Origin of the sequence: Streptomonospora sp. PA3, assembly GCF_009728995.1 — a bacterium.
Classification (GTDB): domain Bacteria; phylum Actinomycetota; class Actinomycetes; order Streptosporangiales; family Streptosporangiaceae; genus Streptomonospora.
In genome coordinates this window covers 695,189-719,600 of the sequence record NZ_VTZW01000019.1, presented here as the reverse complement: position 1 = coordinate 719,600, position 24,412 = coordinate 695,189, and the positions used below count along the sequence as shown (strand labels likewise).

18 protein-coding genes are annotated in these 24,412 nt (G+C 74.6%); 11 read left to right on the top strand and 7 right to left on the bottom strand.

Annotated elements, in window-relative coordinates; all coding sequences use genetic code 11:
- Positions 1 to 1,681: 1,681 nt before the first annotated feature.
- Positions 1,682 to 2,902, bottom strand: coding sequence for a hypothetical protein (locus FZ103_RS22395; RefSeq protein ID WP_156003760.1), 1,221 nt, complete (start codon positions 2,900 to 2,902; stop codon positions 1,682 to 1,684).
- A gap of 168 nt (positions 2,903 to 3,070) precedes the next feature.
- Entirely contained in the window at positions 3,071 to 4,321 is a 1,251-nt protein-coding gene (gene nhaA, locus FZ103_RS22390) for a Na+/H+ antiporter NhaA (RefSeq protein WP_156003759.1), read from the bottom strand.
- Positions 4,322 to 4,581: 260 nt separating this feature from the next.
- Here nhaA and FZ103_RS22385 point away from each other — a divergent pair, with 260 nt between their 5' ends.
- Positions 4,582 to 5,010, top strand: coding sequence for an NUDIX domain-containing protein (locus tag FZ103_RS22385; RefSeq protein ID WP_156003758.1), 429 nt, complete (start codon positions 4,582 to 4,584; stop codon positions 5,008 to 5,010).
- Positions 5,011 to 5,032: 22 nt separating this feature from the next.
- Here FZ103_RS22385 and FZ103_RS22380 read toward each other — a convergent pair whose 3' ends face one another.
- Complete coding sequence (locus tag FZ103_RS22380; RefSeq protein ID WP_186356678.1) at positions 5,033 to 6,034, bottom strand: MBL fold metallo-hydrolase; 1,002 nt, start codon at positions 6,032 to 6,034, stop codon at positions 5,033 to 5,035.
- Positions 6,035 to 6,538: 504 nt separating this feature from the next.
- Between FZ103_RS22380 and FZ103_RS22375 the strand changes: the two genes are divergently transcribed.
- Complete coding sequence (locus FZ103_RS22375) at positions 6,539 to 7,027, top strand: single-stranded DNA-binding protein (protein WP_156003757.1); 489 nt, start codon at positions 6,539 to 6,541, stop codon at positions 7,025 to 7,027.
- A gap of 634 nt (positions 7,028 to 7,661) precedes the next feature.
- Here the strand turns inward: FZ103_RS22375 and FZ103_RS22370 are convergent.
- The 3 genes from FZ103_RS22370 to FZ103_RS22360 form a co-directional block, all read right to left on the bottom strand.
- A complete protein-coding gene (locus tag FZ103_RS22370) occupies positions 7,662 to 8,684 on the bottom strand; it encodes an HAD-IIA family hydrolase (RefSeq protein WP_156003922.1) in 1,023 nt (340 codons plus the stop codon).
- A gap of 874 nt (positions 8,685 to 9,558) precedes the next feature.
- Positions 9,559 to 10,935: a DUF1015 domain-containing protein gene (locus FZ103_RS22365; RefSeq protein ID WP_343233655.1), complete on the bottom strand. Its 1,377-nt coding sequence runs from the start codon at positions 10,933 to 10,935 to the stop codon at positions 9,559 to 9,561.
- 57 nt (positions 10,936 to 10,992) lie between these two features.
- Complete coding sequence (locus tag FZ103_RS22360; RefSeq protein WP_156003756.1) at positions 10,993 to 11,343, bottom strand: SCP2 sterol-binding domain-containing protein; 351 nt, start codon at positions 11,341 to 11,343, stop codon at positions 10,993 to 10,995.
- A 197-nt stretch (positions 11,344 to 11,540) separates the two neighbouring features.
- On the opposite strand from FZ103_RS22360, the gene FZ103_RS22355 reads away from it, so the two are divergent.
- Complete coding sequence (locus tag FZ103_RS22355; RefSeq protein WP_156003755.1) at positions 11,541 to 12,371, top strand: membrane fusogenic activity family protein; 831 nt, start codon at positions 11,541 to 11,543, stop codon at positions 12,369 to 12,371.
- A gap of 104 nt (positions 12,372 to 12,475) precedes the next feature.
- Positions 12,476 to 12,712, top strand: coding sequence for a hypothetical protein (locus tag FZ103_RS22350; protein WP_156003754.1), 237 nt, complete (start codon positions 12,476 to 12,478; stop codon positions 12,710 to 12,712).
- 105 nt (positions 12,713 to 12,817) lie between these two features.
- Here FZ103_RS22350 and FZ103_RS22345 read toward each other — a convergent pair whose 3' ends face one another.
- Positions 12,818 to 13,774 carry a YafY family protein gene (locus tag FZ103_RS22345; RefSeq protein WP_222936824.1) on the bottom strand — a complete coding sequence of 319 codons (957 nt, stop codon included), beginning with the start codon at positions 13,772 to 13,774 and terminating at the stop codon, positions 12,818 to 12,820.
- Positions 13,775 to 13,838: 64 nt separating this feature from the next.
- On the opposite strand from FZ103_RS22345, the gene FZ103_RS22340 reads away from it, so the two are divergent.
- From FZ103_RS22340 to FZ103_RS22310, 7 genes are all read left to right on the top strand, one after another.
- The gene (locus FZ103_RS22340) at positions 13,839 to 16,112 is read left to right on the top strand and encodes an excinuclease ABC subunit UvrA (RefSeq protein WP_156003753.1); all 2,274 of its coding nucleotides are present in this window, start codon (positions 13,839 to 13,841) and stop codon (positions 16,110 to 16,112) included.
- 243 nt (positions 16,113 to 16,355) lie between these two features.
- The gene (locus tag FZ103_RS22335) at positions 16,356 to 17,156 is read left to right on the top strand and encodes a TlyA family RNA methyltransferase (protein WP_156003752.1); all 801 of its coding nucleotides are present in this window, start codon (positions 16,356 to 16,358) and stop codon (positions 17,154 to 17,156) included.
- 477 nt (positions 17,157 to 17,633) lie between these two features.
- Entirely contained in the window at positions 17,634 to 18,572 is a 939-nt protein-coding gene (locus FZ103_RS22330; protein ID WP_156003751.1) for an NAD kinase, read from the top strand.
- 75 nt (positions 18,573 to 18,647) lie between these two features.
- Positions 18,648 to 20,348 (top strand): DNA repair protein RecN, encoded by a 1,701-nt coding sequence (gene recN, locus FZ103_RS22325; RefSeq protein ID WP_186356677.1) that lies wholly within the window; start codon positions 18,648 to 18,650, stop codon positions 20,346 to 20,348.
- Positions 20,349 to 20,502: 154 nt separating this feature from the next.
- On the top strand, positions 20,503 to 21,708 hold the full coding sequence (gene steA, locus FZ103_RS22320) for a putative cytokinetic ring protein SteA (protein ID WP_156003750.1): 1,206 nt from the start codon (positions 20,503 to 20,505) through the stop codon (positions 21,706 to 21,708).
- A complete protein-coding gene (locus FZ103_RS22315) occupies positions 21,705 to 22,757 on the top strand; it encodes a copper transporter (protein ID WP_186356676.1) in 1,053 nt (350 codons plus the stop codon). Before steA ends, FZ103_RS22315 begins: the two co-directional genes overlap by 4 nt.
- A gap of 626 nt (positions 22,758 to 23,383) precedes the next feature.
- Positions 23,384 to 24,400 carry a TerC family protein gene (locus tag FZ103_RS22310; protein WP_186356675.1) on the top strand — a complete coding sequence of 339 codons (1,017 nt, stop codon included), beginning with the start codon at positions 23,384 to 23,386 and terminating at the stop codon, positions 24,398 to 24,400.
- Positions 24,401 to 24,412: the final 12 nt, after the last annotated feature.

Genomic DNA, 24,412 nt, shown 5'->3' with positions numbered 1-24,412 from the left:
CGGGGTGCAGCCCGCGCTGATCGGTTCGGGTGCCCGCCGGTACGGGTGGGCGACGAGGGCAGCGAGGGCGGCGCGGGGTGCAGCCCGCGCGGACCGGTTCCGGTGCCCGCCGGTGGCCCACGCGACGGAGGCGGCGAGGGCGGCGGGGGTTCGGGCTGGGCGGCCACCGGTTGCTGTCGGCGGATGGCTGATCCCCCGACGAGGCGGCGAGGGCGGCACGGGGTGCAGCCCGCGCTGATCGGTTCGGGTGCCCGCCGGTACGGGTGGGCGACGAGGGCAGCGAGGGCGGCGCGGGGTGCAGCCCGCGCGGACCGGTTCCGGTGCCCGCCGGTGGCCCACGCGACGGAGGCGGCGAGGGCGGCGGGGGTTCGGGCTGGGCGGCCACCGGTTGCTGTCGGCGGATGGCTGATCCCCCGACGAGGCGGCGAGGGCGGCACGGGGGGCAACCCGTGCCCACCGGTTCCGGTGCCCGTCGGTGCGGGTCCGCGACGAGGGCAGCGACGACGGGGGTTCGGGTTGGGCGGCCACCGGTTGCTGTCGGCGGATGGCTGATCCCCCGACGAGGCGGCGAGGGCGGCGCGGGGTGCAGCCCGCGCTGATCGGTTCGGGTGCCCGCCGGTACGGGTGGGCGACGAGGGCAGCGAGGGCGGCGCGGGGTGCAGCCCGCGCGGACCGGTTCCGCTGCCCGCCGGTGGCCCACGCAACGAGGCGGTAAGGGCGCCGGGCGGTCGGGGTGCGCCGCATCCATCGGCACACCCCGACCGAAATGCCGAATGCCCGATTTAATTTAACTCTCTCCCGCGCCCGTTGCGTCGAGGGTGTCCGTGAGGCCACTCTCGGCGCCGAGAGTGGCCTCACGGACACCCTCGACGCGGGAGCCGGACACAGAAACCGGACATAGAGAATCTATGGGGCGGCGATGGAGCGACGACAAGCGCCGCGCGACCGCCGGGGCGGCTTCCGGCTGCGCGGCGGGCGATCCCAGGCATTGAATCGTCCCGCGATGTCCGGTATGCGGGGGCGCCGAGGCGGTCCGCGCAGCCCGGGACGGCGATGATCATGGCGTTTGGAGTGGAATTCGCGCCCGAAGCGCTCCATCCGCGCATCTCGTGGCGCTCCGGCAGAATCCGCCGCCGCCACAGCCGGGCATTTCGGGCGAACCACCCCGGTTTCCTTCCGCATCCCGCAAAATCCGGGGCTCCAGGTGTGCCGCGCAGCGACACCGCGCGCCATCGGCGGGCATCGTCGACCCACCCGAAGGGATATGCCCGAAATGTCCCCGCTCCCTCGCCGCGCCGCCCTAACCGCCCCGCCGGGTGATCGGCCATCCGCCGACAGCAACCGGTGACCGCTGGCCCGAACCGGGCGCCGCCGTCGCCGCCCTCGTCGCAGGCCCGCACCGGCGGGCACCCGAACCGATTCGCGCGGGCGCACCCCCGCCAGGCGCCGCTGCCCCCGTCGCGCGACCCGCCATCCACCGACACCAGCCGATGACCGCCCAACCCAGGCCTCCGCCGGCCTCGCTGCCCTCGTCGCGGACCCGCACCGGCGGGCACCCGGACCGATCCGCGCGGGCCCAGCCCCCGGCGTCCGCACCGCTCCGCCGGGTGGCCCGCCACCCGTTCGCGCACAGGCGACCGGTCGCTCCACTGCCCCCGCTGCCCCCGCTACCCCCACCGCGTCAGCGAGCATCCTCGCCGACGATCGCGCGGACGTCGTGGACGACGCGGACCCGGTGGTTGTGGGTGTCTGCGATGTAGAGGTCGCCGCCGGGGCTCATCGCGAGCCCGCTCGGAGTGTCCAGCGTGGCCCGGTCGGCGGGTCCGCCGTCGCCGGTGTAGCCATGAGACCCGGTGCCCGCGACGGGGATCGGCGACCGCTGCTCCGGCACGAACGCCAGCACGCGGTTGCCGGCGGGGTCGGCCGCGAAGAGCGTGCCCTCCTCGGGGTCGACGGCCAGGGCGCGTGCGTGCGGCGGCAGGCGCGGGTTCCACGTCGCGCTGACGGTGTTCTCGTAGCCGTCGATCTTGCTGAGGCCCGCCGTGTTGTCGACGAAGTACACCGATCCGTCGCCGTCCACGGCCAGCGGCCCCAGTTCGCCGAACTCGCCCTCCTCGGCCGCGGCCGTCCCGCCGTCGCCGCCCGCCGCGCCTGGAGGGGACGCGGGCGTCTCGGCGACGACCCGCACCTGGGCGGGTTCGGGGCGCCCCCGGTCGCGTGCGGCGTGCGGGCCCACGGCCACCACTCGGCCGTTGCCGCTGTCGGCGATGTAGAGCGTGCCGTCGGGTCCCACGTCGACGCCCGTAGGCCACCACAGCCCGTCCAGGCGCTCCATCTGCCGCGGGCGCATCCGGGCCGGGGCGCCGTCGTCGCGGCCGGCCAGAATCTGCATCGTCCCGTGGGTCAGATCGACCGCGGCCACCTGATTGTGCAGCATCGAGGCGATGAAGAGCGTGTCGCCGTAGGAGTCGACCGCCAGGTCGGTGACCGGCGGCAGCGCCGCCGTGGTGGCGCTCTCGGCGTCGGCCCAGTCCGCGCTCCCGCCGCCGGCGACGGTGTTGATCGTGCCGCTGTCGGGGTCGACGCTGCGGATCCGCTGGTTGTCGGTGTCGGCGATGAACAGCGTGCCGTCGGCGGCGAACGCCAGCGCGCCGGGGGCGTTCAGCCGTGCGGCCTCGGCGTCGCCCGCGTCACCGGAGTAGCCGCCCTGCAGCCATCCGGGGGCGCCGGTCCCCACGGCGGTGCCGATAGTGCCCCGCTCGTCGGCCTCCACCGGCGCACCGCAGGCGGCCGGTGCGAGCAGCGCCGCGGCCAGCAGCAGCGCCCGGACCCGAGGCAGCGCGCTCCGGAGCCGGACGCGGCGCCTGCAGCCGCGCCGGGCGGCCGACCGGCCTTGAGCCATCGAGTGACCCTCCGGGCATCGCTGAACGGGCGGAACGTCCTGTACCCCCGTTGAACGCTCAACTTACCCGGAGGCGCCGCGGAAATACATCCGCGCGGCATCCCCGCCGGCTGCCCGCGGCCGGAGCCGTCCCCGGCATCGGCGCGGGCCCTGCGCCCGCGCGGCTCCTCAGCCGCCGTCCCGCGCGTCGGCCAAGCCGGGAATCCCGCGGCGCCCGTAGTGCGCGCTGCGCCAGCCCAGGATGCCGGCGGAGATCAGGGTCGCGGCCACGGACGCCAGCAGCACGCCTCCCTTGGCGTTCTCCAGCATCGACTCCGATCCCGGATAGGCCAGCTCGGTGATCAGCAGGGAGACGGTGAATCCGATTCCGGCCAGCACCGACATGCCCGCGATGTCCCACCAGCTCAGCGTGGGGTTCAGCTCCGCGCGGGTCAGCCGGGTGGTGATCCAGGCGCCGCCGAGGATGCCCACGAGCTTGCCCGCGACCAAGCCGAAGAAGACCCCCAGGGCGACGGGGTCGGTGGCCAGGTCGCCGACGTCGCCGAACGCCACACCCGCCGACATGAGCGCGAAGATCGGCAGCGCCAGCGCGGTCGACCAGGGGCGCAGCATGTGCTCGGCGCGGTGCAGCGGCGAATCGCGCTCGCCCGCGGCGATGCTGCTGCGCATCAGCATGCCCATGGCCACCCCGGCGATCGTGGCGTGCACGCCGCTTTCGTGCATCAGCGCCCAGATCGCGAACGCCAGCGGTACATACACCAGCCAGTTGGGCACCGGCGACCGGTCGAGCACGGCGGCCGGTCCGCGGCCCCGCTGGAGGTAGCCGAAGACGGCGAGGAGCAGCAGTGCGCCGACCAGGGCGAGGAAGCGCAGTTCGTCGGTGTAGAAGACGGCGATGACCAGGATCGCGCCGAGGTCGTCGACGATGGCCAGGGTGAGCAGGAACGTGCGCAGCGCCGGAGGCAGGTGGCGGCCGATGATCGCAAGGACGGCCAGCGCGAAGGCGATGTCGGTGGCCATGGGGATGCCCCAGCCGGAAAGGGCATCGGGGGCGGCGAGGTTGAAAACGGTGAAGATCAGTGCCGGCACGGCCATGCCGCCGGCGGCGGCGACGATGGGCAGCATGGCGCGGCGCGGGTTGCGCAGCTCGCCGTGGACGAACTCCTGCTTGAGCTCGGCGCCGATGATGAAGAAGAACAGCGCGAGGATCCCGTCGGCCGCCCAGTGCTCGACGGTGAGATCCAGATGCAGCGGCTGCGAGGGGCCGACCGTGAAACCGCGGATGGTCTCGTACAGGTGCGCCCAGGGGGAATTGGCCCAGGCGAGCGCCACCAGTGCTGCGCCGATCAGCAGGAAGCCGCCGACAGCGTCCTTGCGGAGGGCGTCGGCGAGCGCGTGCACGCTCGTCTTGCTCACCATGGTGTACTCCCCAGTCGTCTCCTGCGCGCCTTGATGCGTCGCAGCACTTCGCCGACCAGACTTCCCGGCACACCATGCGTGTCTCGATGACTCCGCCAGGACAACACTGCCGTATGGTGCGGAATCTGTCCAAGCGGCCCCTGCCCCCGCGAGTGCGTGAAGACCCGCGCAAGCAGGGGGTTCCCGAATTGTAGGAGAATACGATTACACCGCTCCGACCGGGGCGGATGTTCCCGCGACCGCCGAGGTGCCCGACCCCCATGACACCGCAGCCGCCGCTGAGGGGCGCCACCGTGCACGTGGGCCGCCTGCCGGCCCGGCACGACTCCGTGGTGTGCCTGCTGTTCTCCGGCGAGCGGCCGGTGCTGGTCCGCCACCGCAGGCGTGCCTGGGAGTTCCCCGGGGGCCATGCCGAGGCCGGCGAGGACATCGAGGCCACGGTGCGCCGGGAGGTGCGCGAGGAGGCCGGTGCGGAACTCGCGCAGGTCCACGTCGACGGCTACTACGTCCTGGCCGGCGGCCACACCACCGTGGTCACCCATGCGCAGATCGCGGCGCGCCGACCGCTGGACGGCCGCTATGAGACCGACGAGGTCCGCGAGTTCGACGTGCTGCCCGCCGATCTGTCCTGGAACGACGGCATCTACGCGCACCTGCTGCGCGTGCTGGGGCTGCCCGGCGCCCCCTGAAGACGCGCCGCGGCGCGCCCGCTCAGCCGCGCTCGGCCGGGCGGGATGGGGCCTCTCCCTGATCGGCGGCGACCCGGTCGAGCCAGTGGGCGATGCCCGCCACGTTGCTGTGCGCTCCGCTGAGCACCTCCATGACCTCGGCGGATTCCGCGGAGGCGGCGCCGGTGGCGGGGCGGTAGCGGCTCATGACGCGCTCGCGCACCATAGCCACGGCGTGGTCGAGGTCGGGGGAGTCCGAACGCGCCTCGCGGACCGTCTCGACCCACAGCCGCAGCTCCTGCTGGGCGTTGTCCAGCGTCTCGCCGACCGTCTCGACCGCTCCGAAGTGGGAGAACATCAGCCGGCGCGGCGCGATGTCGCCGAACAGCCGCAGCGAAGCCAGCGCGGAGTCCAGGTCGAAGTCGGGCGGCGGGGTGGCGGGTCGGACGTCGCCGGTCGAGTGGTTGTAGACGCCCAGGGCGTCGCCGACGTACAGGTCGCCGGTGGCGGAGTCGACCAGGCCGACGTGGTGCTTGGCGTGGCCGGGCGTGTAGTGGCTGACCAGGCGGCGGCCGCCGCCCAGATCGACCTCGCCGGTGTCGGCGACCGAGCGGATGCGAACGGCGTCGGTGGGCCGCAGGTCGCCGAAGAGGACGTCGAGCTTGTCGCCCCAGACCATGCGCGCGCTGCGCATCAGCCGCGCCGGGTCGGCGAGGTGGCGGGCGCCCCGCTCGTGGACGACGATCTCGGCCTCGGGGAACATCGCCGCGATGTCGCCGACCCCGCCCGCGTGGTCGAGGTGGATGTGGGTGACGACGACGGTGGCCAGGTCGCGGGCGCCGACGCCGAGCGCGTGCAGGGCGTCGCGCAGCACCGGAGCCGACCCGGCGGTGCCCACCTCGATGACGCAGGGGCGCTCGGTGCGGATCAGGTAGCTGGAGGTGATGCCCGGATAGCCCGCCATCCGGGTGTCGATGGCGTAGGTGTCGTCGCCCAGGGCGGTGATGCCGCTGGGAAGCGCGTTGGGGTCCACGTCGTCGTGCACCTGGCGTCTCCTTCCGCTTGCGAACGGCGGGCCCGCCGCACGGGCCGCGCGGGCTCCCGGTACCGGTGCCTGCCGGCGGCGCGGGCGAGAGCCACCCGCAGAATCTAGTTCACCACGCCCGCCCCGCCACCGGCCGGGGTGTCGACCCCCGGCGGCGTCCGCCGGAGCGGGGGCGGCGCCCGGCCTACTGCGGTCGCCGAACGGCGGTGCGGTGTTCGCGCGCGGCGGGTTCGCGTCCGCTGCGTCGTCGCGGCCGTCGGCGCGCCCGGTGCTGCGCGTGCACCGGCCGCCGCCTTGCCAAGGTGCCGCTGGGCGAGGTTCGGGGGTTCCACGCGCGGCGGCACGGTCGGCCGCGCGGGGCTTCGGCGCCGGTTTTCCACAGGTCGCGAATCGCGCTTTCGCCAGGGAGTCCGCGCGGCCGATTCTGGAATCGCTCGGCCGGTCCGCTGCGGCGGTCCGGCAGCCGCCACCAGGATGCTTCGAGTCTCCAACGCAGGAGGAACCATGCCCGACACGACCACCACGCCGGTCCCCGCCCCGGCAACCGCCACCGGCCCCGCCGATTCGGCCGGGTCCGGCCGCGCCCGGACCACCGCGGCACCCCCGGCGCGCTCCGCCGCCGGCCGGCACGAACGCGAGCGCGGCCACCGCAACGAGGTCGTCGTCGCCGGACGCGTCACCGCCGAGCCCTACGTCCGCGAACTGGCCAGCGGCGACCGCCTGACCACCTGGCGCATCTCGATCTCCCGCGCCCCCGCGCAGCAGCGGCCCAACCAGTCCGCCGACCCCATCACCTGCGTCAGCTTCCAGGAGGCGATCGAGGAGCGCACGCGCGAGTGGCGGCTCGGCGACGTCGTCCAGGTCAGCGGCGCCCTGCGGAGGCGCTTCTGGCGGTCGCCGAAGGGCTCGGCCAGCGTCGTGGAGATCGAGGCGCGCGCCGTCCGGCGCATCAGCCGCCGTCCCGGCTCCACCGCGGCCGAACCCGCACACTGACACTCCGCCCCCGGCGCCGCACGCCCGCCTCCGCACCCCGGCACGTCCCGGCTTCGCGCCCGCCGCCGAGCGCGGAGGCGGCGACTCGGCCGCTCGCGCCGTCGCCGGGTGTGGCCGCCGGGCCGTCCGCGGCGAGCGGCTCGGTCCTCTCCACGGAGTCGCCGTGGCGAAGCGGGAGCCGCCGACAAGGAACCACCGGACCGGGAGACCACCGGGTCGCCGCGTGGGCCGCGCTTCGCGGGGTGCGGCCCACTCACCCGGCGGCCCAGGACGGGGTACGGACCGCTCGCGGCGCCGGGGGAGCACCCGCCGCAGGCGAGGCCGCCTGCCCCGCGCTGTGCCATCCAGAATGCGTGTTCCCATTCCGCCGGCAGTCGGCACGTCGAGGAGGGCACTCATCATCACACCTCTGTGACAGGCCGGTGCTGCCGCCACTCCCCGCACCCGCGGGGCTCATTCCCGTGATCTCCGCGGGTGGGCGGCCCGGCCCCCGCCTGCACCGCCCGCGCGGGCCGAGGCCTCTGCGGCCCTCGCCGCCCCGACGCACGGCGCAGTCGGCGGGCACCGGGGGCGGCGCGGGACCCGTGCGGTTACCGGCGGACCCGGCAGGGGGGTCGGTCCAGCGGCATCGGGCCTACGCGCCGCCCGGCAGCCCCAGTTCGGCCAGCGCGTCCTCGGCGGCCTCCGGCGGGGGCGGGCCGTGGGGGTGGGCCGACCATGCGCACGCGCACAAGGCGCGCAGCCCGTCGATGCGATCGCCCCGGCCCGACAGCCGCACCCGGCCTTCGCTGAGCGTGGCGGTCCACCCGCCGCAGGCCGCCTCATCGGGGCCGGTGCGGACCTCGGGGTGGGGCTGGTTGATTCCGGACAGGTCCCAGGCGAGGTAGGAGGGCCGGTGCCGGGGAGGAGCGGTCACCGCTTGAGCGGGCGCCGTCACGCCGGAGAAGACGAGCAGGCTGGCCGCACCGCGCACGGTGGCGCTTTCGATGTCGGTGTCGAGCCTGTCGCCGACCACCAGCGGTGTCTTCGCGCCGGTCCGCAGCACCCCCTCCTCGTGGAGGGGGCGCATGGGCTTGCCCGCCACCAGCGGTTCCCGCCCGGTGGCGTGGGCGATCACCCGTGCGGCCGAGCCGTTGCCCGGCTGCACACCGAAGTCCAGGGGGGCGGTCGCGTCGCTGTTCGTCACGACGAACAGCGCTCCGGCGTCCACCGCGAGCGCCCCCTGCACCATCAGGTCGTAGGCCAGCCGAGGGGAGTAGCCCTGGACCACGGCCACCGGCCCATCCGAGGCCATGGAAACCGGCCGCAGGCCCCATCGGCGCAGCGCCAGCCGCAGCCCGGTATCGCCCACAACCAGCACCGGCGAACCGGCCGGAACCCGCTCGGCCACCAGCCGCGCGGCGGCCTCCGCGGAGGTCACCACATCCTGCGGTGCCGCGTCGACCCCCATCGCACCGAGCCGCTCCGCCACACGGGCGGGCGTGCGCGCCGCGTTGTTGGTCACGAACGCCACTCGCATACCGGCCGCCCGCGCCTTGTCGACGGCCTCGGGCGCAGCCGGCACGGCGCGGGAGCCGATGTAGACGACACCGTCGAGATCGAGCAGGGCCGTGTCGTAGAGGGCGTTCAGCGGCTTCTCGGCGCTGAGCAGGGGCATGCCGTCGATCATCGGTCTCCTGTATCGGCTGCGGACGTCGGTGCGCACGGGACGGCGCGGGGCGCGGCGCATGCCCCGCGGGCGCGCGCCGTGCGGAGCCGGTCGCGGTCGTCTTCTGCGACGACGGGAGCCCGCTCGCGCGCCGCCCGCTTGCCGGGGAGTGACCGCTCGCGCACCTTGCCGCCCAGCCTAGCCACGACGCCGCGGTGCGTCCTCTCCGCACCTGCGCCCCGAGCACCCGCAGCCGGTCCGGCCCTGTCCGCGCCGTGGCCGAGCCGGGTCCCGGGAACCGGTGCGCCGGGCCCGTCCCGCCCCGGGAGCGTCGAGGCGGGGGCCGTCGTGGTGGGTCGCTCGGCCCTGTGGCCAGGCGCCCTCCGCGATACCGCTCCGAAGCCGCCACCACGGAGGCTGCGGCGATGGGGCCTTGGGCGCGTAGCGCCCGCCCGTCGCCCGCTGCCGCCCCAACGGAGGCGCTTGGCGCCACGTACTCGTTCCGGGCCGGCTTGCCGCCGAGCGCACCCCGCACCATCCGCGCCGAAGCCCGACCACCGTGGCGGTCTTCCGGCAATGCCGCGCGGCGTGCGTTCGGCGGCATTGGATCGAGCACGTGGCGCGCAGCGCCTCATCCGGGTGGCGGTGGGCTGACGGGTGGGCGCGCAGCGCTTCGCGCGGTCGGGCCCCATGGCCGCACCCCCGGGGGTGGCCGGTCCCTGAAGATCCGGGGGGTGCCTGACGGGAGGCCCGACACCCGGGGCGAATGGCGACCACGTCCGGCGGCACCCCGACGATCGTGAACGCCTCTCCGGCCGCACTCATGTCCGACCGGGCGACCGAGCCTTGCCTTCGGTGCAAAACCGGGCGGGCGCGGCTCCCGTCACGGGGCGGGGGCCGGGCCCGTGCGGCGGCGGGGCGGATCGGCGCCGCGCAGGACGAGGCCGGTGCGCGGCTTGGGGCCGAACGACGTCGTCTTGCGCGGGGTCAGTTCGCCGTTGGCGGCGATGGCGTAGACGGTCTCGACCGCGGCCGGCTCCAGCAGTACGGCCGTGTCCGCGCCGGGATCGGCCGCGGCCACCGCCAGGGTGGGGTCGTCGTGCACGAGGTCGACGTCGCCCTCACCCAGTCCCCACACGCCCAGCAGGTACTCCAGCGCCGCGGTGGGCAGCGCGCGCCATGCGGGGGAGTGGTCGGGGAACGCCGCGGCCAGTCGGCGCGCGTCCACGCGCAGCAGGAACCGCCGGCCCCCGCCGGCCGGGTCGGCCAGCACCAGCGCCGACCCCTCGGCATCGCTCCCGGTGACGGAGCCGCCGGGCGGCGGGGGCCGCATCGGCCGCTCCAGGGCTTCGCGTGGTATAGGCGCGGCCGCGGCCGCATCGGACACCGCCGCGATCGCCGAGTCGGTGTCCAGACCGCGCAGGACGCGGTGGATGGCGCCCAGGTGGGGCGGCGAGGAGTCGGAGTCGACCAGCAGCGCCAGGCCGTGGTCCCACGGGCCGGGGCCGTGGCGGTGCGCCTTGAGGCGCTGGTAGGCGGCGTAGCGGTGGTGCCCGTCGGCGATGAGCGCGGAGCGCGTGGCCAGGTCCTCGGCGATCTCGGTGTGCAGGGCGGGATCGGTGATCGCCCACAGCCGGTGGACCGCGCCGTCTCCGGTGGCCGTGTCCACCAGTGGATGCGGATCGGCGCCGGCCACCGTTTCGGTGATGCGCGCGGCCGCCCCGCCGCCCCCGCGGTACAGCAGGAAGATCGGCTCCAGGTTGGCCTGGGTCGCGGCCATGAGCCGGGCCCGGTCGAGCACCGGGCCGGGGGCGACGTTCTCGTGCGGACGTACCACCGGGCTCTGCGGGTCGGGCAGCCGCAGCGCGCCGATCAGCCCTCGCTGGCGCCGGCCGCCGGGCGGCGTCTGCTCGTAGATGTAGAGGGCCGGTTCGCGGTCGCGGATGAGCACTCCCTCGGCCAGCCAGCGCCGCAGGGTGCGGGCGGCTGCGGCGTAGCGATCCGCGGCGGTGGCGGACGGGTCGGCGCCCGGCCGCCGGCCCACGATGACCGGAGGCACGGTCAGCCGGGCGGCGTTGTGCGGTTCGGCCCGGGTCAGGTCGGCGAAGGCCGCGGCGTCGAGGACGTCATAGGGCGGCGCGAGCACCCGGGCGATATCGAAGTCGGGGGAGTCGAGCAGCCGGCCGGCGTCGGGGTCGGCATAGCGCAGTCCGCGCAGGGGCGCCAACTCCAGGACGTCCGCGCCCGTGTGTGTCCGCACGCTGGCACGATACCCGCCGCCGGCGCCGCATCGGCCGCCCGCAGCGGGTGCGGGCGCTCACAGCAGTTTGCGCAGCCGCATCAGGTCGCCGAAGGAGGCGTCGAGCTTGACCCGGCCGCCGAGCATGGCCTTGGCGAAGTCCAGGCGGTCCTCCGAAAGCGCCACGAGGTCGTCGCTGGATACGGTGATGCCCACCTGAGCGCGCCGCGCGGACCCGCCGGCGTCGCGTTCGACGACGTCCTGCAGGCCGTCCTCGGTCAGCCGCATGTCGAACACGGTGTCCAGGTCGGTGACCGCGAGGCTGACGGTGCGCTCGACGATGTGCTTGCGCCGGTCGGCCGGATCGACCTCCATGATGCGCTCGGAGACCTTGCCGATCGCCGCCCGGCACTCCTCAACAGTGGCCATGGGCCCCATCATGCCCTACCGGTGCCCTCGGCCCCGCGGTTCGGCCATCGGCGGGCGGTGCCCGCAAACCCGCCCCGGCCCTGCGAAGTCGCGCCCGCGGCGCCCGTGCGCCCGGTAGCGTTTACGGCTGGATCCCCCTTTCACTGCGGCATCGGCAGTTCTTCCGGTTCTCAGGCATCAGCAAGGAGCAAGTCACCATGGTCGTCGACGCGGTGCGCGCGTATTTCGAAGCCGTCAATGGCCTCACCGAACTGACCCGCAAACGCGCTGTCGCCGCGGCCAAAGTGATTCTCAAGTCGGGCGATGAGCGCTGGGCGGCCGCCGCTTCGGCGGGGGAGTCCGCCGAGGGCGCGCCGCGCGCGGGCTCCCCGATCCAGACGCTGGCCGGTGAGCTGATCGAGACCTCCCAGGCGAACCGCGAAGCGCTGAACTCGCTGGTCAGCAGCGAGGTCGAGCGGGCTCTGGAGCGGCTGGAGCTGGTCAGCCGCGCCGACTACGACCGCCTGGCCCGCCGCGTCGCCGAGCTGGAGCGCCGCCTGGCCGCCCAGCGCGCCGTACCCCGGTCGGTTCCGGGCCGGGTTGAGGAGCCGCCGGCCGATGGCGCCGGGGCCCCGGCGACCGCCCGCACGTCGTCGCCGGCCGAGGGCGCTGCGGCCGCCGCATCCGACGGCGAAGGCGAGGCCGCCGAGGAGGCGCCGGTCGAGGCCCCGGCGGATGTGCCGGCGGCGCGGGAGGGGCGGACGGAGGAGGAGTCGCAGCCGCCCGCCGAGAGCGACGTATCCGCGGCGGCCGAGGGGGCGGCCCGCGAGCCGGCCCAAGGCGACGAGGAGCAGGCGACCGCGGCAGGGCCGAGCGGCGGCTCGGTGAACGGGCAGACGCCCAAGAAGAAGGCGCCGGCCGGCGCCAAGAGCCAGCAGCGCTCCACCAAGACCAAGACCGCTTCCGGCCGCTCCGGCGCCGCGGCCAAGAGCGGCGGCGCCAAGCGCACCGGCAGCCGTGGTAAGAACAGCTCGAAGAACGACCAATAGCCACAGCATGAGCGGAATTGCACAATAGAACCGGCGCCGCGGCAGCGGGTGGGCTCCGCGGCGGCAGCACGGCAATGCGCGCACAGATGAAGGGCGGCGCGGAAGTGACGGACGCAACCCCCCTGGGCCACACGGACACGGCCGACAACGCACAACCGGCCACACAGGAGCAGCAGGCGGCGGCCGGAATCGCCGAACGCACACTGCAGATGGCCCGCGAACGCCTGGCGGCCCTCGACGACCTGCCCACAGCCGACCACGTCGCCGTATTCGACCAACTGCACCAGGAGCTCTCCACGGTCCTGCACGGCCTGGAGCAGGACGACGGCCCCCGCGCCTGAGAGCGCACCCCGCGTACCGCCCGGATCCGAAATCCCGCAGCACCGGTGTCCGGGCGGTGCGCGCCGCCGTGCACCGGCCGCAGGGCCTCCACCCGCGGTGCGGAATCAGTCCCCGGCCGCCCGGTCGATGCGCCGAGCGAGCTCGCGGGAGAAGGAGACCAGCTCGGGCGGGCCCTCGATGGTGTAGGGCACGCCGACCATCGCGACGGTGATGGCGAGCCACTCCCAGGAATCGGCTGCGGTGACGAAGCGGCAGGTGCGCTCGTCGACGGCCTCCAGCGACCCCGCCTCGGCCGTCAGCCGCTCCGACACCTGCTCGACAGGAGCGGCGAACCGCACCACCCCGCGGTGCCGGCTGATGGGGAAGCGCGCACTGTCCTGCACGAAGCTGACCGGGTCGGCACTCGGTGGCTCGCGCGGGGGGAAGGTCGTGGGCTGCACGGTGAGCCCGGCGATGCGGTCGATGCGGAAGGTGCGCCAGTCGCCGCGGTCGCGGTCCCAGCCGAGCAGGTACCAGCGCCGGCCCAGCAGCACCTGCCGGTAGGGCTCGACGCGGCGCTCGCCGGTGCGGTCGCCGCGGTCGGTGTAGGTGAACAGCACGTGGTTGCGCGCGTGGGCGGCGGTGGCCAGCAGCTCCAGGGTGCGCAGGTCGGGGGAGGCGACGGTGCGTGCCACCGTGTCGGTGGATGCGGAGACGGCTTCGAGCCGGTAGCGCAGGCGGGGCGGAAGCAGCTGCTCCAGCTTGGCCAGTGCGGTGGCCGCCGCCTCGGCGGCGTCGGCCACCGGCGCCCACGCCGCCAGGCGCAGTCCCACCACGGTGGCCACCGCCTCCTCGTCGGTGAGCAGCAGCGGCGGCATCGCGCGGCCGGCGACCAGCCGGTAGCTGCCGCCCGGGCCGCGCGTGGACTCCACGGGATAGCCCAGGTCGCGCAGCCGGTCGATGTCGCGCCGCAGGGTGCGCGGCGACGTGCCGACGCGCTCGGCCAACTCCCGCCCCGTCCACATCCGGCCGCTCTGCAGCACGGACAGCAGTTCCAGCATCCGTTCGCTCGGTCCGCTCATCGCACTCCAAGCCTGCGGTAAAAAGCGGCCGGGATCTGGCCACAATCATTTCTACCGTGCTCGCATGGCACACGACCGCATCCGCATCGTCGGAGCCCGGGAGCACAACCTGAAGGACATCGCCGTCGAGATCCCCAAGGACCGGCTGACGGTGGTGACCGGCGTGTCCGGGTCCGGAAAGTCCTCGCTGGTCTTCGACACCATCGCCGCGGAGTCCCAGCGCCAGCTGAACGCGACCTTCACCGCCTTCGCGCGCAACCGGCTGCCCCGCTACGGCCGCCCCGACGTCGACCTCATCGAGCACCTGGCGCCGGCGATCGTCGTCGACCAGCGGCGGCTGGGCGGCAACGCCCGATCGACCGTGGGCACCATCACCGACATCTACGCGCTGATGCGGCTGCTGTGGTCGCGCGCCGGGCGGCCGCACATCGGCTCCTCCAACCGGTTCTCCTTCAACGACCCGCAGGGCATGTGCCCGCGCTGCAGCGGGCTGGGCTCGGTGCGCACCGTGGACGTCGACGAGCTGGTGGACCGCCGCCGCTCGCTCAACGAAGGGGCCATCCGCTTTCCCACGTTCCATGTCGGCGGCTGGATGTGGCGCACCTACGCCGACTCGGGGCTGTTCGACACCGACAAGCCCCTGGCCGACTACACCGCCGCCGAATGGGAGGCCCTGCTGCACGGCGCCGTGGCGACGGTGGACCTGCCCAGCCGGGGCGGGCCGGTGCCCACCAAGTACGAAGGGCTGCTGCCGCGCTTCGAACGCATCTGGCTGCACAAGGACCCCGACTCGCTCAAGCCCAAAGCGCGCGAGGCCTTCGACCGGGTCGTCACCGAGGGGATCTGCCCCGACTGCTGCGGGACAAGGCTCTCAAAGGCCGCGCGCTCCAGCCGGATCCAGGGCCGCACCATCGCCGAATGCGCTGCGATGGAGGCCGGCGCGCTGGCGCAGACCGTGCGCGGCATGTGCGCCGGCGACGCCGCTCCCGTCGCCGAGGCGCTCGTGGAGCAGTTGGAGCACATGGTGGAGATCGGACTGGGCTACCTGACGCTGGACCGGCCCACCTCGACGCTGTCCGGCGGTGAGTCGCAGCGGGTGAAGATGGTCCGCCACCTCGGCAGCAGCCTGACCGGCATGGTCTACATCCTCGACGAGCCGAGCGTCGGCCTGCACCCTCACGACGTCGGCCGGCTCACGCGGCTGCTGGGCCGCCTGCGCGACAAGGGCAACACCGTGGTGGTCGTCGAGCACGACCCCGACGTCATCGCGGTGGCCGACCACGTCGTCGACATGGGGCCGGGCGCCGGCGCCGCCGGCGGGCGGGTGGTGTACCAAGGCGACGTGGCCGGCCTGGCCGCGGCCGAGACCCCCACCGGGCGGCACCTGCGGCACCGGCCCGCGCTCAACACCGCCCCCCGCCCACCGTCGGGATGGATCCCGATCCGCGGCGCGGACCGGTACAACCTGCGCGGCGTCGACGTGGACGTCCCCACCGGGGTGGTCACCGCGGTCACCGGAGTCGCCGGCTCGGGCAAGAGCACGCTCATCCACGGCTACCTGCCCCGGGCCTGCCCGCGGGCGACCGTCATCGACCAGCGGGGGGTCCACGCGTCGCGGCGCTCCAGCGTGGCCACCTACACCGGCGTCCTGGACCCGATCCGCCGCCTGTTCGCCCGCGCGAACGGGGTGAGCGCTTCGCTGTTCAGCCCCAATGCGGAGGGCGCCTGCCCGGCGTGCGAAGGGCTCGGCGTCGTCTACACCGATCTGGCGTTCATGGACCCGCTGGTGTCTTTGTGCGAGGACTGCGGCGGCAGCCGGTTCACCCGGGAGGCCCTGCGGCACCGCTGGGACGGGCGCACGATCGGCGAGGTGCTGGACCTCAGCGTGGCGGCGGCGCTGGAGGCGTTCCCCCAGCCCGCAGTCCGTCCGGTGCTCGCGCGCCTGGCGGATGTGGGCCTGGGCTATCTGGCGCTCGGCCAGACGCTCGACACCCTGTCCGGCGGCGAACGGCAGCGGCTCAAGCTCGCCGACGAACTCGGCGGCGAAGGCGGGGTCTACGTGTTCGACGAGCCCACCACGGGACTGCACATGTCCGACGTCGGCGGCCTGGTCGCCCTGTTCGACCGGCTGGTGGGCCAGGGGGCCGCCGTCGTGGTCATCGAGCACGACCTCGACGTCGTCTGTCGGGCGGACTGGGTGGTCGACCTCGGCCCCGGGCCGGGGCGCCACGGGGGAGCGGTCGTGTTCGCGGGCCCGCCCGCCGGCCTGCTGGACCACCCGGACTCCGAGACGGGGCGCCACCTGCGGCGGGCGCTGCGCGCCGCGCAGCCGGCGTGACGGCGGGCCGGCCGCGGCCGGCCCGCCGGGCACCCGGCCGATCTCGTATGCTTTGGCTGCCGGCGCCGCCGCCCGCGGCGCCGCAGACGGCGGCGGACCCTCGGGCGCCGGGGCGAGGGCAGGCCCCGGGCCCCGGTCGCGCCGCGGCGGGCGAACGCCCCCGCCGCCGCTGATCCGCCGCACCGCCCCGCCGATGCGGGGACGGTCCCGCAGGTTCCCGAGAGGTGGGTGCACGCGAACCCCATGGTCAGGCGCAGCCGACTGGACGCCGAGCTCGTCCGCCGCGGGCACGCCCGCTCGCGCGGCCACGCGGGCGAGCTGATCGAGAACGGGCACGTGTTCGTCGGCGGCGTGCCGGCCGGCAAGGCGGCCACCCAGGTGGGGCTGGACCAGGCGATCGTGGTCAAGGCGCCCGAGGACGAGCCCGCCTACGTCTCGCGCGGTGCGCACAAGCTCGTGGGCGCCCTGGACGCGTTCGGAATCGAGGCGGCCGGCCGCCGCTGCCTGGACGCCGGGGCCTCCACCGGCGGGTTCACCGACGTGCTGCTGCGGCGCGGCGCGGCCGCGGTGGTGGCGGTCGACGTGGGCTACGGGCAACTGGCGTGGCCGCTGCGCAACGACGACAGGGTGCGCGTCCTGGAGCGGTGCAACGTGCGCGAGCTGGAGCCCGCGCAGGTGGGCGAGCCGCTGCCGGACCTGGTCGTGGGCGACCTCTCGTTCATCTCGCTGACCCTGGTGCTCGGGCCCCTGGTGCGCTGCGCGGATCCGGGCGCCGATTTCGCGATGATGGTCAAACCCCAGTTCGAGGTGGGCCGGGAGCGCGTGGGGTCGGGCGGCGTGGTCCGCGACCCCGGGCTGCGCGCCGAAGCGGTGCGCACCGTCGCCGAGTGCGCCCGCGAGCTGGGGCTGGGCACGGCCGGGGTGGCGGCCAGCCCGCTGCCGGGCCCCTCGGGCAACGTGGAGTACTTCCTCTGGCTGCGCGCGGGCGCGCCCCCGCTGGCGGAGGAGCGGCTGCAGCGCGCGGTGGAGGAGGGCCCGCAGTAAGGGGCGCCCGACCGCCGACCGGGCCACGGCGGCCCCGCCCGACCGCCGCCTGATCAGTTCGCAGGGCGGGCGAGCGTGGCCGGTCCCTGTGCCGTCGGACACGCCGCGCCGCGGTCCCGGCACCGGAGGCGGCCCCGGCAGTCCCGCGGCACAGGGTCGGGCAGTGGGGAGGGGCCGGTGCCGGTCGCAGCCCCCGCCGGGCCGCCCGCACCCCCACCTCGGCGGGTGCGTTCTGGGCGCCTGTGGTGAGTCGCATCGCTGGTCCATGCTTCGAGTCAACGCCGCGGCCGGCCTTGGCCGCCACTCCGGTTCGGCGGATGTGGATAACGTCGTTGGAAGACACGCCCGCCCAGGACGGGTAGCGTGACTCGGCCGGTGTGCGCCGGTGCCGCGGATTCCGCACCGCCGGTCGCGCCGCGGCACGCCCGCGCCGCCGGCATCGAGGGCGGTGTTGCCAGGCGAAGTTGAGGAGACCCGATGACCAGCCCCGGATCGGACGGACGCAGTGTGCTGCTGCTTGCGCACACCGGCCGCGCCGCGGCCACACGCAGCGCCCAACTGGTCCACCGCAGCCTCACCGAGGCCGGGTTGACCGTGCGCATGCTCGCCTCGGAGGTCGACGAGCTGAAGCTGGCCGGCTGCCACCTTGACCCGGTCGAGGCCGTGGGCGGGCTTGACGCCGCCGAGGGCGTGGAGCTGGTGATGGTCCTGGGCGGCGACGGCACGCTGCTGCGCGCCGCCGAGATCGCCCGTCCCGCCGGCGCTCCGCTGCTGGGGGTCAACCTCGGCCACGTGGGCTTCCTCGCCGAGGCCGAGCGCGAGGACATCGGCGCGACGGTACGCAGCGTCGTAGAGCGCGACTACGAGGTCGAGGAGCGCATGACCCTCGACGTCGCCGTCTACAACGGCGGCCGCAACGCCACCGCGCCCCCCGTTCGCACCTGGGCGCTCAACGAGGCCACGCTGGAGAAGGCCAACGCCCGGCGCATGCTGGACATGGTCCTGGAGATCGACGGGCGCCCGCTGTCGCGCTGGGGCTGCGACGGTGTGGTATGCGCCACCCCCACCGGATCCACCGCCCACGCGTTCTCCGCCGGCGGCCCCATCGTCTGGCCGGAGGTGGAGGCGCTCGTGGTCGCCCCCATCAGCGCCCACGCGCTGTTCGCCCGGCCGATCGTCGTCTCCCCCGATTCCACGCTGGCCTTCGAAATCGTCCCCGAGACCACCGCGGGCGTGCTCTGGTGCGATGGACGCCGTATGGTCGAATTGCCCGCAGGGGCACGGATCGAGGTGACCCGCGCTGACGTGCCGGTCCGCCTCGCGCGCCTGCAGCGGGCGCCGTTCACCGACCGGCTGGTGGCCAAGTTCGCCCTGCCGGTCGCCGGTTGGCGCGGGCGTTCGGAGTACGACGCCTAGCCGGCCGCGAACGGGGCGCCTCGCCAGAGCGCGTCCGGACCGCAAGCACGCCAATGGTGAGCAGGAGAGGATTCGGTGCTCGAAGAAGTCCGCATCCAAGGTCTCGGCGTCATCGACGACGCCGTCCTGGAGCTGTCGCCCGGACTCACCGTCGTCACCGGTGAGACCGGCGCCGGAAAGACCATGGTGGTGACCGGACTGGGGCTGCTCTTCGGCGGCCGAGCCGACCCGCAGCGGGTCCGTCCGGGCTCCGACCGCGCGAGCGTGGAGGGCCGGCTGACCGTGCCCACCGAGGGCCGCGTGGCCGACCGCGTCGCCGAGGCCGGCGGCGAACTGGACGACGACGTTCTCATCCTGACCCGCAGCGTCTCCGCCGAGGGGCGCTCCCGGGCCACCCTCGGCGGCCGCTCCACGCCGGTGAGCGTGCTGGCCTACCTCGCCGACGACCTCATCGCCGTGCACGGCCAGTCCGACCAGCACCGGCTGCTGCGCCCCGAACGCCAGCGCGCCGCCCTGGACCGCTACGCCGGCGAGCCGCTCGCCCGCGCGCTGCGGTCCTACACCGCCGCCTACCGGCGCCACCGCGAGGTCGCCGCGACCCTGGAGGAGCTGACCACCCAGGCCCGCGAACGCGCCCAGGAGGCCGACCTGCTCCGCTTCGGCGTCGAGGAGATCGCCGCGGCCGAGCCCGTCTCCGGGGAGGACGCCGAACTGCTGGCCGAGGAGTCGCGCCTGGCCCACGCCGACTCCCTGCGCATGGCCGCCACCACGGCCCACGAAGCCCTCACCGGCGACCCCGCCGCCGAGGTGCAGGCCGACGTGGTCGGCCTGCTGGCCGCCGCCCGCCAGGCGCTCACCGCCGTGCGCGAGCACGACACCGCGCTCGCCGCGGTCGCCGACCGCCTGGACGAGGCCAGCTACGTGATCAGCGACGCGGCCACCGAACTGGCCTCCTACGCCGAATCGGTCGAAGCCGACCCCGCCCGGCTGGCGGCGGTCCAGGAGCGCCGAGCCCAGCTCGCCCAGCTCGCCCGCAAGTACGGCGAGACCACCGACGACGTTCTGGCATGGGCCGAGAACGCGGCCAAGCGCCTGGCCGAACTGGAGGGCGACGACGAGCGCATCGAGTCGCTGCACGCCGAGGAGGCCGAGCTGCGGGAGCAGCTGGCCGGGCTCGCCGACGAGCTGACCGACCTGCGCAGCCGCGCGGCCGAGGACTTCGGCGCCGCCGTCACCGACGAGCTCACCGCCCTGGCGATGCCGCACGCACGGGTCACCGTCAAGATCACCACCGGCGAGGAGTTCGGCCCGCACGGCCGCGACGACGTCGAGGTGCTGCTGGCACCGCACCCCAGCGCGCCGCCGCTGCCGCTGAACAAGGGCGCCTCCGGCGGCGAGCTCTCCCGCGTCATGCTGGCCATCGAGGTCGTCTTCGCCGGCGCCGACCCGGTGCCCACCTTCGTCTTCGACGAGGTCGACGCGGGGGTGGGCGGCAAGGCGGCCGTGGAGATCGGCCGCCGCCTGGCCCGCCTGGCCCGCAGCTCCCAGGTCATCGTGGTCACGCACCTGCCCCAGGTGGCCGCCTTCGCCGACGCCCACCTGGTCGTGGAGAAGTCCAGCGAGGGCACCGTGACCGAGAGCGGTGTGACCAGGCTGGACCGCGACGGCCGCACCCGCGAGCTGTCGCGGATGCTGGCCGGCCTGGAGGACTCCGAACTGGGCCGCGCCCACGCCGAGGAACTGCTCACCATCGCCTCAGCCGACCGAGACGCCTGAGCCGGCCACCGGGTGCATGCAGGCGCCGCGGCGGCGCGCCTGCCGCTTGGGGTGTCGCCGCGGCAGGGGATCATGCCGCCTGCAATGATGTGAACACGCCGAGTAACGGCGGTTGAGTCGGATCCGGCGCCTGCTCTGCAAGGATTCAGGCGGTATGAAGGTCCCCGAAGCGCTCCGCGCTCGACTCGGCCGGATGATGCGCCCGCGGCGCGGCGGGCGCACGGGCATCGTCGCGCCCGTCCGGTGCGACCGCCGCACCAATCGACTCCTCAAACGCCTGCGCCCCGGCGACATCGCCGTGATCGACCACGTCGACCTGGACCGCGCCAGCGCCGAGGCCCTGCTGGATGCGGGCGTCAGCGCCGTCCTCGACACCTCCCCCGGCATCAGCGGGCGCTATCCCAACCTCGGCCCCCGCGTGCTGGCCGACGCCGGGATCCCGTTCGTCGACCACGTCGACCCGGAGGTCTTCGCCCGCGTGCACGAGGGGGAGCCTCTCACCCTGGACGGCGGCACCCTCCTGCGCGGCACGACCGTGCTGGCCACCGGCACGCCGCAGACCTCCGAGAGCGTCGCGGCGGCGATGGAGGCCGCCCGCGCCGGGATGTCGGTCCAGCTGGAGGCGTTCGCCGCCAACACCGCGGAGTACCTGCGGCGCGACCACGCGCTGCTCGTCGACGGACTCGGCGTTCCCGCCGTGTCCACGCCCATCGAGGGCCGCCACGTCCTCGTCGCCGTGCGGGGCTACCGACACCGCGAGGACCTCGCCGCCCTGCGCCCCTACATCCGCCAGTTCCGGCCGGTGCTCATCGGTGTCGACGGCGGCGCCGACGAGCTGATGGAGGCCGGCCACCGGCCCGACATCATCGTGGGCGATCTCGAACTCGTCTCCGACAAGGCGCTGGTGAGCGGCGCCGAACTCGTCGTGCGCACCGACCGCGACGGCCGCTCGCCCGGACTGAAGCGCGTGCGCGACCTCGGCCTCGACGCCGTCTGCTTCCCGGCCGCCGGAAGCGGTGAGGACGCCGCGATGCTGCTCGCCGACGACGCCGGGGCGGGGCTCATCGTGACCGCGGGCACCCGCGCCGGCCTCCAAGAACTCCTCGACAGCGGCCGCGCGGGCATGGCCGGCACGTTCCTCACCCGGCTGCGCGTCGGAGGAAAACTCGTCGACGCCGAAGGGGCGATCCGCCTCCACCGCAGCCGGATCTCGCCGTGGAGCCTGCTGGGGCTGGCCGGCGCCGCGCTGCTGACCCTGGCGGTGGCCGCCTACGGCTCTCCGGCCGGAACCGTCTACACCGCCTTCATCGCGATGCGCTGGGATGCGCTCGCCCACTGGTTCACGGGGCTGCTGACGTGATCGACTTCCGCTACCACCTGGTCTCGCTCATCGCCGTCTTCCTTGCGCTGGCGGTCGGCATCGTCCTGGGCGGCACCGCCCTGCGGGACCCGCTGCTGGACACCCTCGGCGACAAGAAGGCCCGACTGCGTGCCGAAACCGAGCGCCTGCGGGCGGAGAAGGACGCGGCCGAGCGGCTGGCCTCCGGCGGCGACCGGCTCGCCGACGCCTTCGCCGACCGCATGCTGGGCGACCGGCTCAGCGGGGTCGGAGTCGCCGTGGTGGAGGCGCCCGGCGTCCCCCGCAAGCTCCGCGAGGGTGTCGTCGAGCGCATCGAGCAGGCCGGCGGGACCGTGCCCGCACGCCTGGTCGTCTCCGACTCCTACCTGGACCCGGACCGGTCGGCCTTCGTGGGCGAACTGACCGGCCAGCTCGCCTCCGGCGCCGGCCTTGCCCGGGGCAGCGCCCACGACCGCGCCGGGGCGCTGCTGGCCCGCGCCCTGCGGGATCCCGGCGAGAAGGACCCGGCCGAGGAGGCGGGCGGCTTCGACCCCGGAGCGGTCCTCGCGGGGTTCGCCCACGCCGGACTGCTCGCCGTCCACGGCGACCCCGGCGGCGCCGATGCGGCGGTGGTGCTGGCGCCCGGCCGGCCCGCCGCGGCCCGATCGGCCCCCGAGCGCCCCGGCGCGGACGGGATCATGCTCGACACCGTCGACGGGCTGCACGAGGTCCTCGGTGCGGCCGTCCTCGTCGGCCGACCCTCCGCGGCGGCGCCCGGCGGGCTCCTCCAGCAGGCCCGGGCCGACGGGGCCGCCTACAGCACGGTCGACGCCGCCGGAGGCGATGCGGGCGACGTCGCCGCCGCGCTGGCGCTGGCCGCCGCGACCGAGGGCCGCAGGGGAGACTACGGCGTCGCCGAGGGCGCCGACGGATTCCTGCCGCGCCCCCTGCCCGGCACCGATGACGGCGGTGACGCCGAAGACGGTGATGGCGATGACGCCGAGGACGGCCCGGCGCGGCCGCCCGCGGTCGACAAGCCCGTGGCCGACCCGCGCCCGCGGCCCCGCTGATCCCGGCGCCCGTGCCGCCCCGGCGCCCCGCTGCGGCCCCGGTACCGCCCGCCTGCCGACGGTGGCGAGGATCACCCGCGCGTAGCGGCCGTGATGGCGGTCAGTGGCTGGGCAGTGGATCCGCATGGACAACCGTGTGCGGACGCCGACCAGGGCGCGGGGTGGAGCCGACCTGGCCACCAGGCTGCGCAGGGCGGTCCGGCGCGGACCCGCCGGCGCGGACCCGCTGCCGGCGGACCCGCCCGACGGCCCCGGGCGCCGGGACCTGCACGTCCGCCCGCTGCCGCCGCCCCCGAGGCGCCGCGGAAGCCGACGACCAGGAGGGGGATGCGAGGAGTGACACGTTCGCCGTGGAGCCGAGGCCGTTCCTCGCGGACGGCGCCGATGGCATCATGGGCTGATAGGGGAACCTTCGCGCCGCCCCGCGCGTTGGGGAACTCGGTAATGGTGAGGGGAGTATCCCCTACGCGGCGGTGTCGTCACCACGGTGCGCCCCTGAGCGCATCCGGCGCCGCTGGTCCGCGCGGCCCCCTTTCCAGGGAGTCCGCTACGGGCGGGAAAGACCTCCGGTGGACGTGTGTGTCCGCAGCCCGACGGCGCGGACACGGCAACCGGAGGAGTAGCCCGTGAACGTTCCGCTGTGGGTATGGCTGGCCACGATCGGCGCGATGATCGCCATGCTGGCCGTCGATCTCGTCATCGTCGACCGCCCGTGGAGCAAGAAGTCCGGCCCGCGCGAATTCGGGATGAAGCAGGCCGCGTGGTGGGCGGTCTTCTACATCGGGATCGCGATCGTCTTCGGGTTCGGCCTGTGGTTCGTCGTGGGCCCCGGCATCGCCGGCGAGTACTTCGCGGGGTTCCTCACCGAGAAGAGCCTCAGCGTCGACAACCTGTTCGTCTTCTACCTGATCATGAGCGCCTTCGCGGTGCCCAAGAAGTACCAGCACGAGGTGCTGCTGGTGGGCATCGTCATCGCGCTGGTCATGCGCGGCATCTTCATCGCCGTCGGCGCGCAGATGATCAACGCGTTCAGCGAGGTGTTCTACGCCTTCGGCGCGCTGCTGATCTACACGGCGGCCAAGATCGTCCACGACCACCTCAAGGGCAGCGACGAGGACAAGGACTTCACCGACACCTTCGCCGCCCGGATGGTGCGCAAGTTCTACCCGGTCACCGAGGATTACCACGGTGCCCGCATGACGGTGAAGCTGGACGGCCGGCGCCACGTCACCCCCATGCTCATGGTGATCGTGGCCATCGGGGTGACCGACCTGATGTTCGCCGTCGACAGCATCCCCGCGATCTTCGGGCTGACCCAGGAGCCCTACCTCGTCTTCACCGCCAACGCCTTCGCGCTGCTGGGGCTGCGCCAGCTCTACTTCCTGCTGGCGGGGCTGATGGACCGGCTCGCCTACATCAGCTGGGGCCTGGCCGTGATCATGGTGTTCATCGGTGTGAAGATGATCCTGCACGCGCTGCACGAGAACCACGTCCCCGTTCCCGAGATCGGGACCTGGACCTCCCTGGGCGTCATCGTGGGTGTGATGACCGTCACCGTCGTCGCCAGCCTGATGCGCTCCCGCGGCAAGGTCGGCGAGGGCGAGAAGTCCGGCAGCATGGCATCGGGATCGTCGGAGAAGTGACCTCCACTCGAA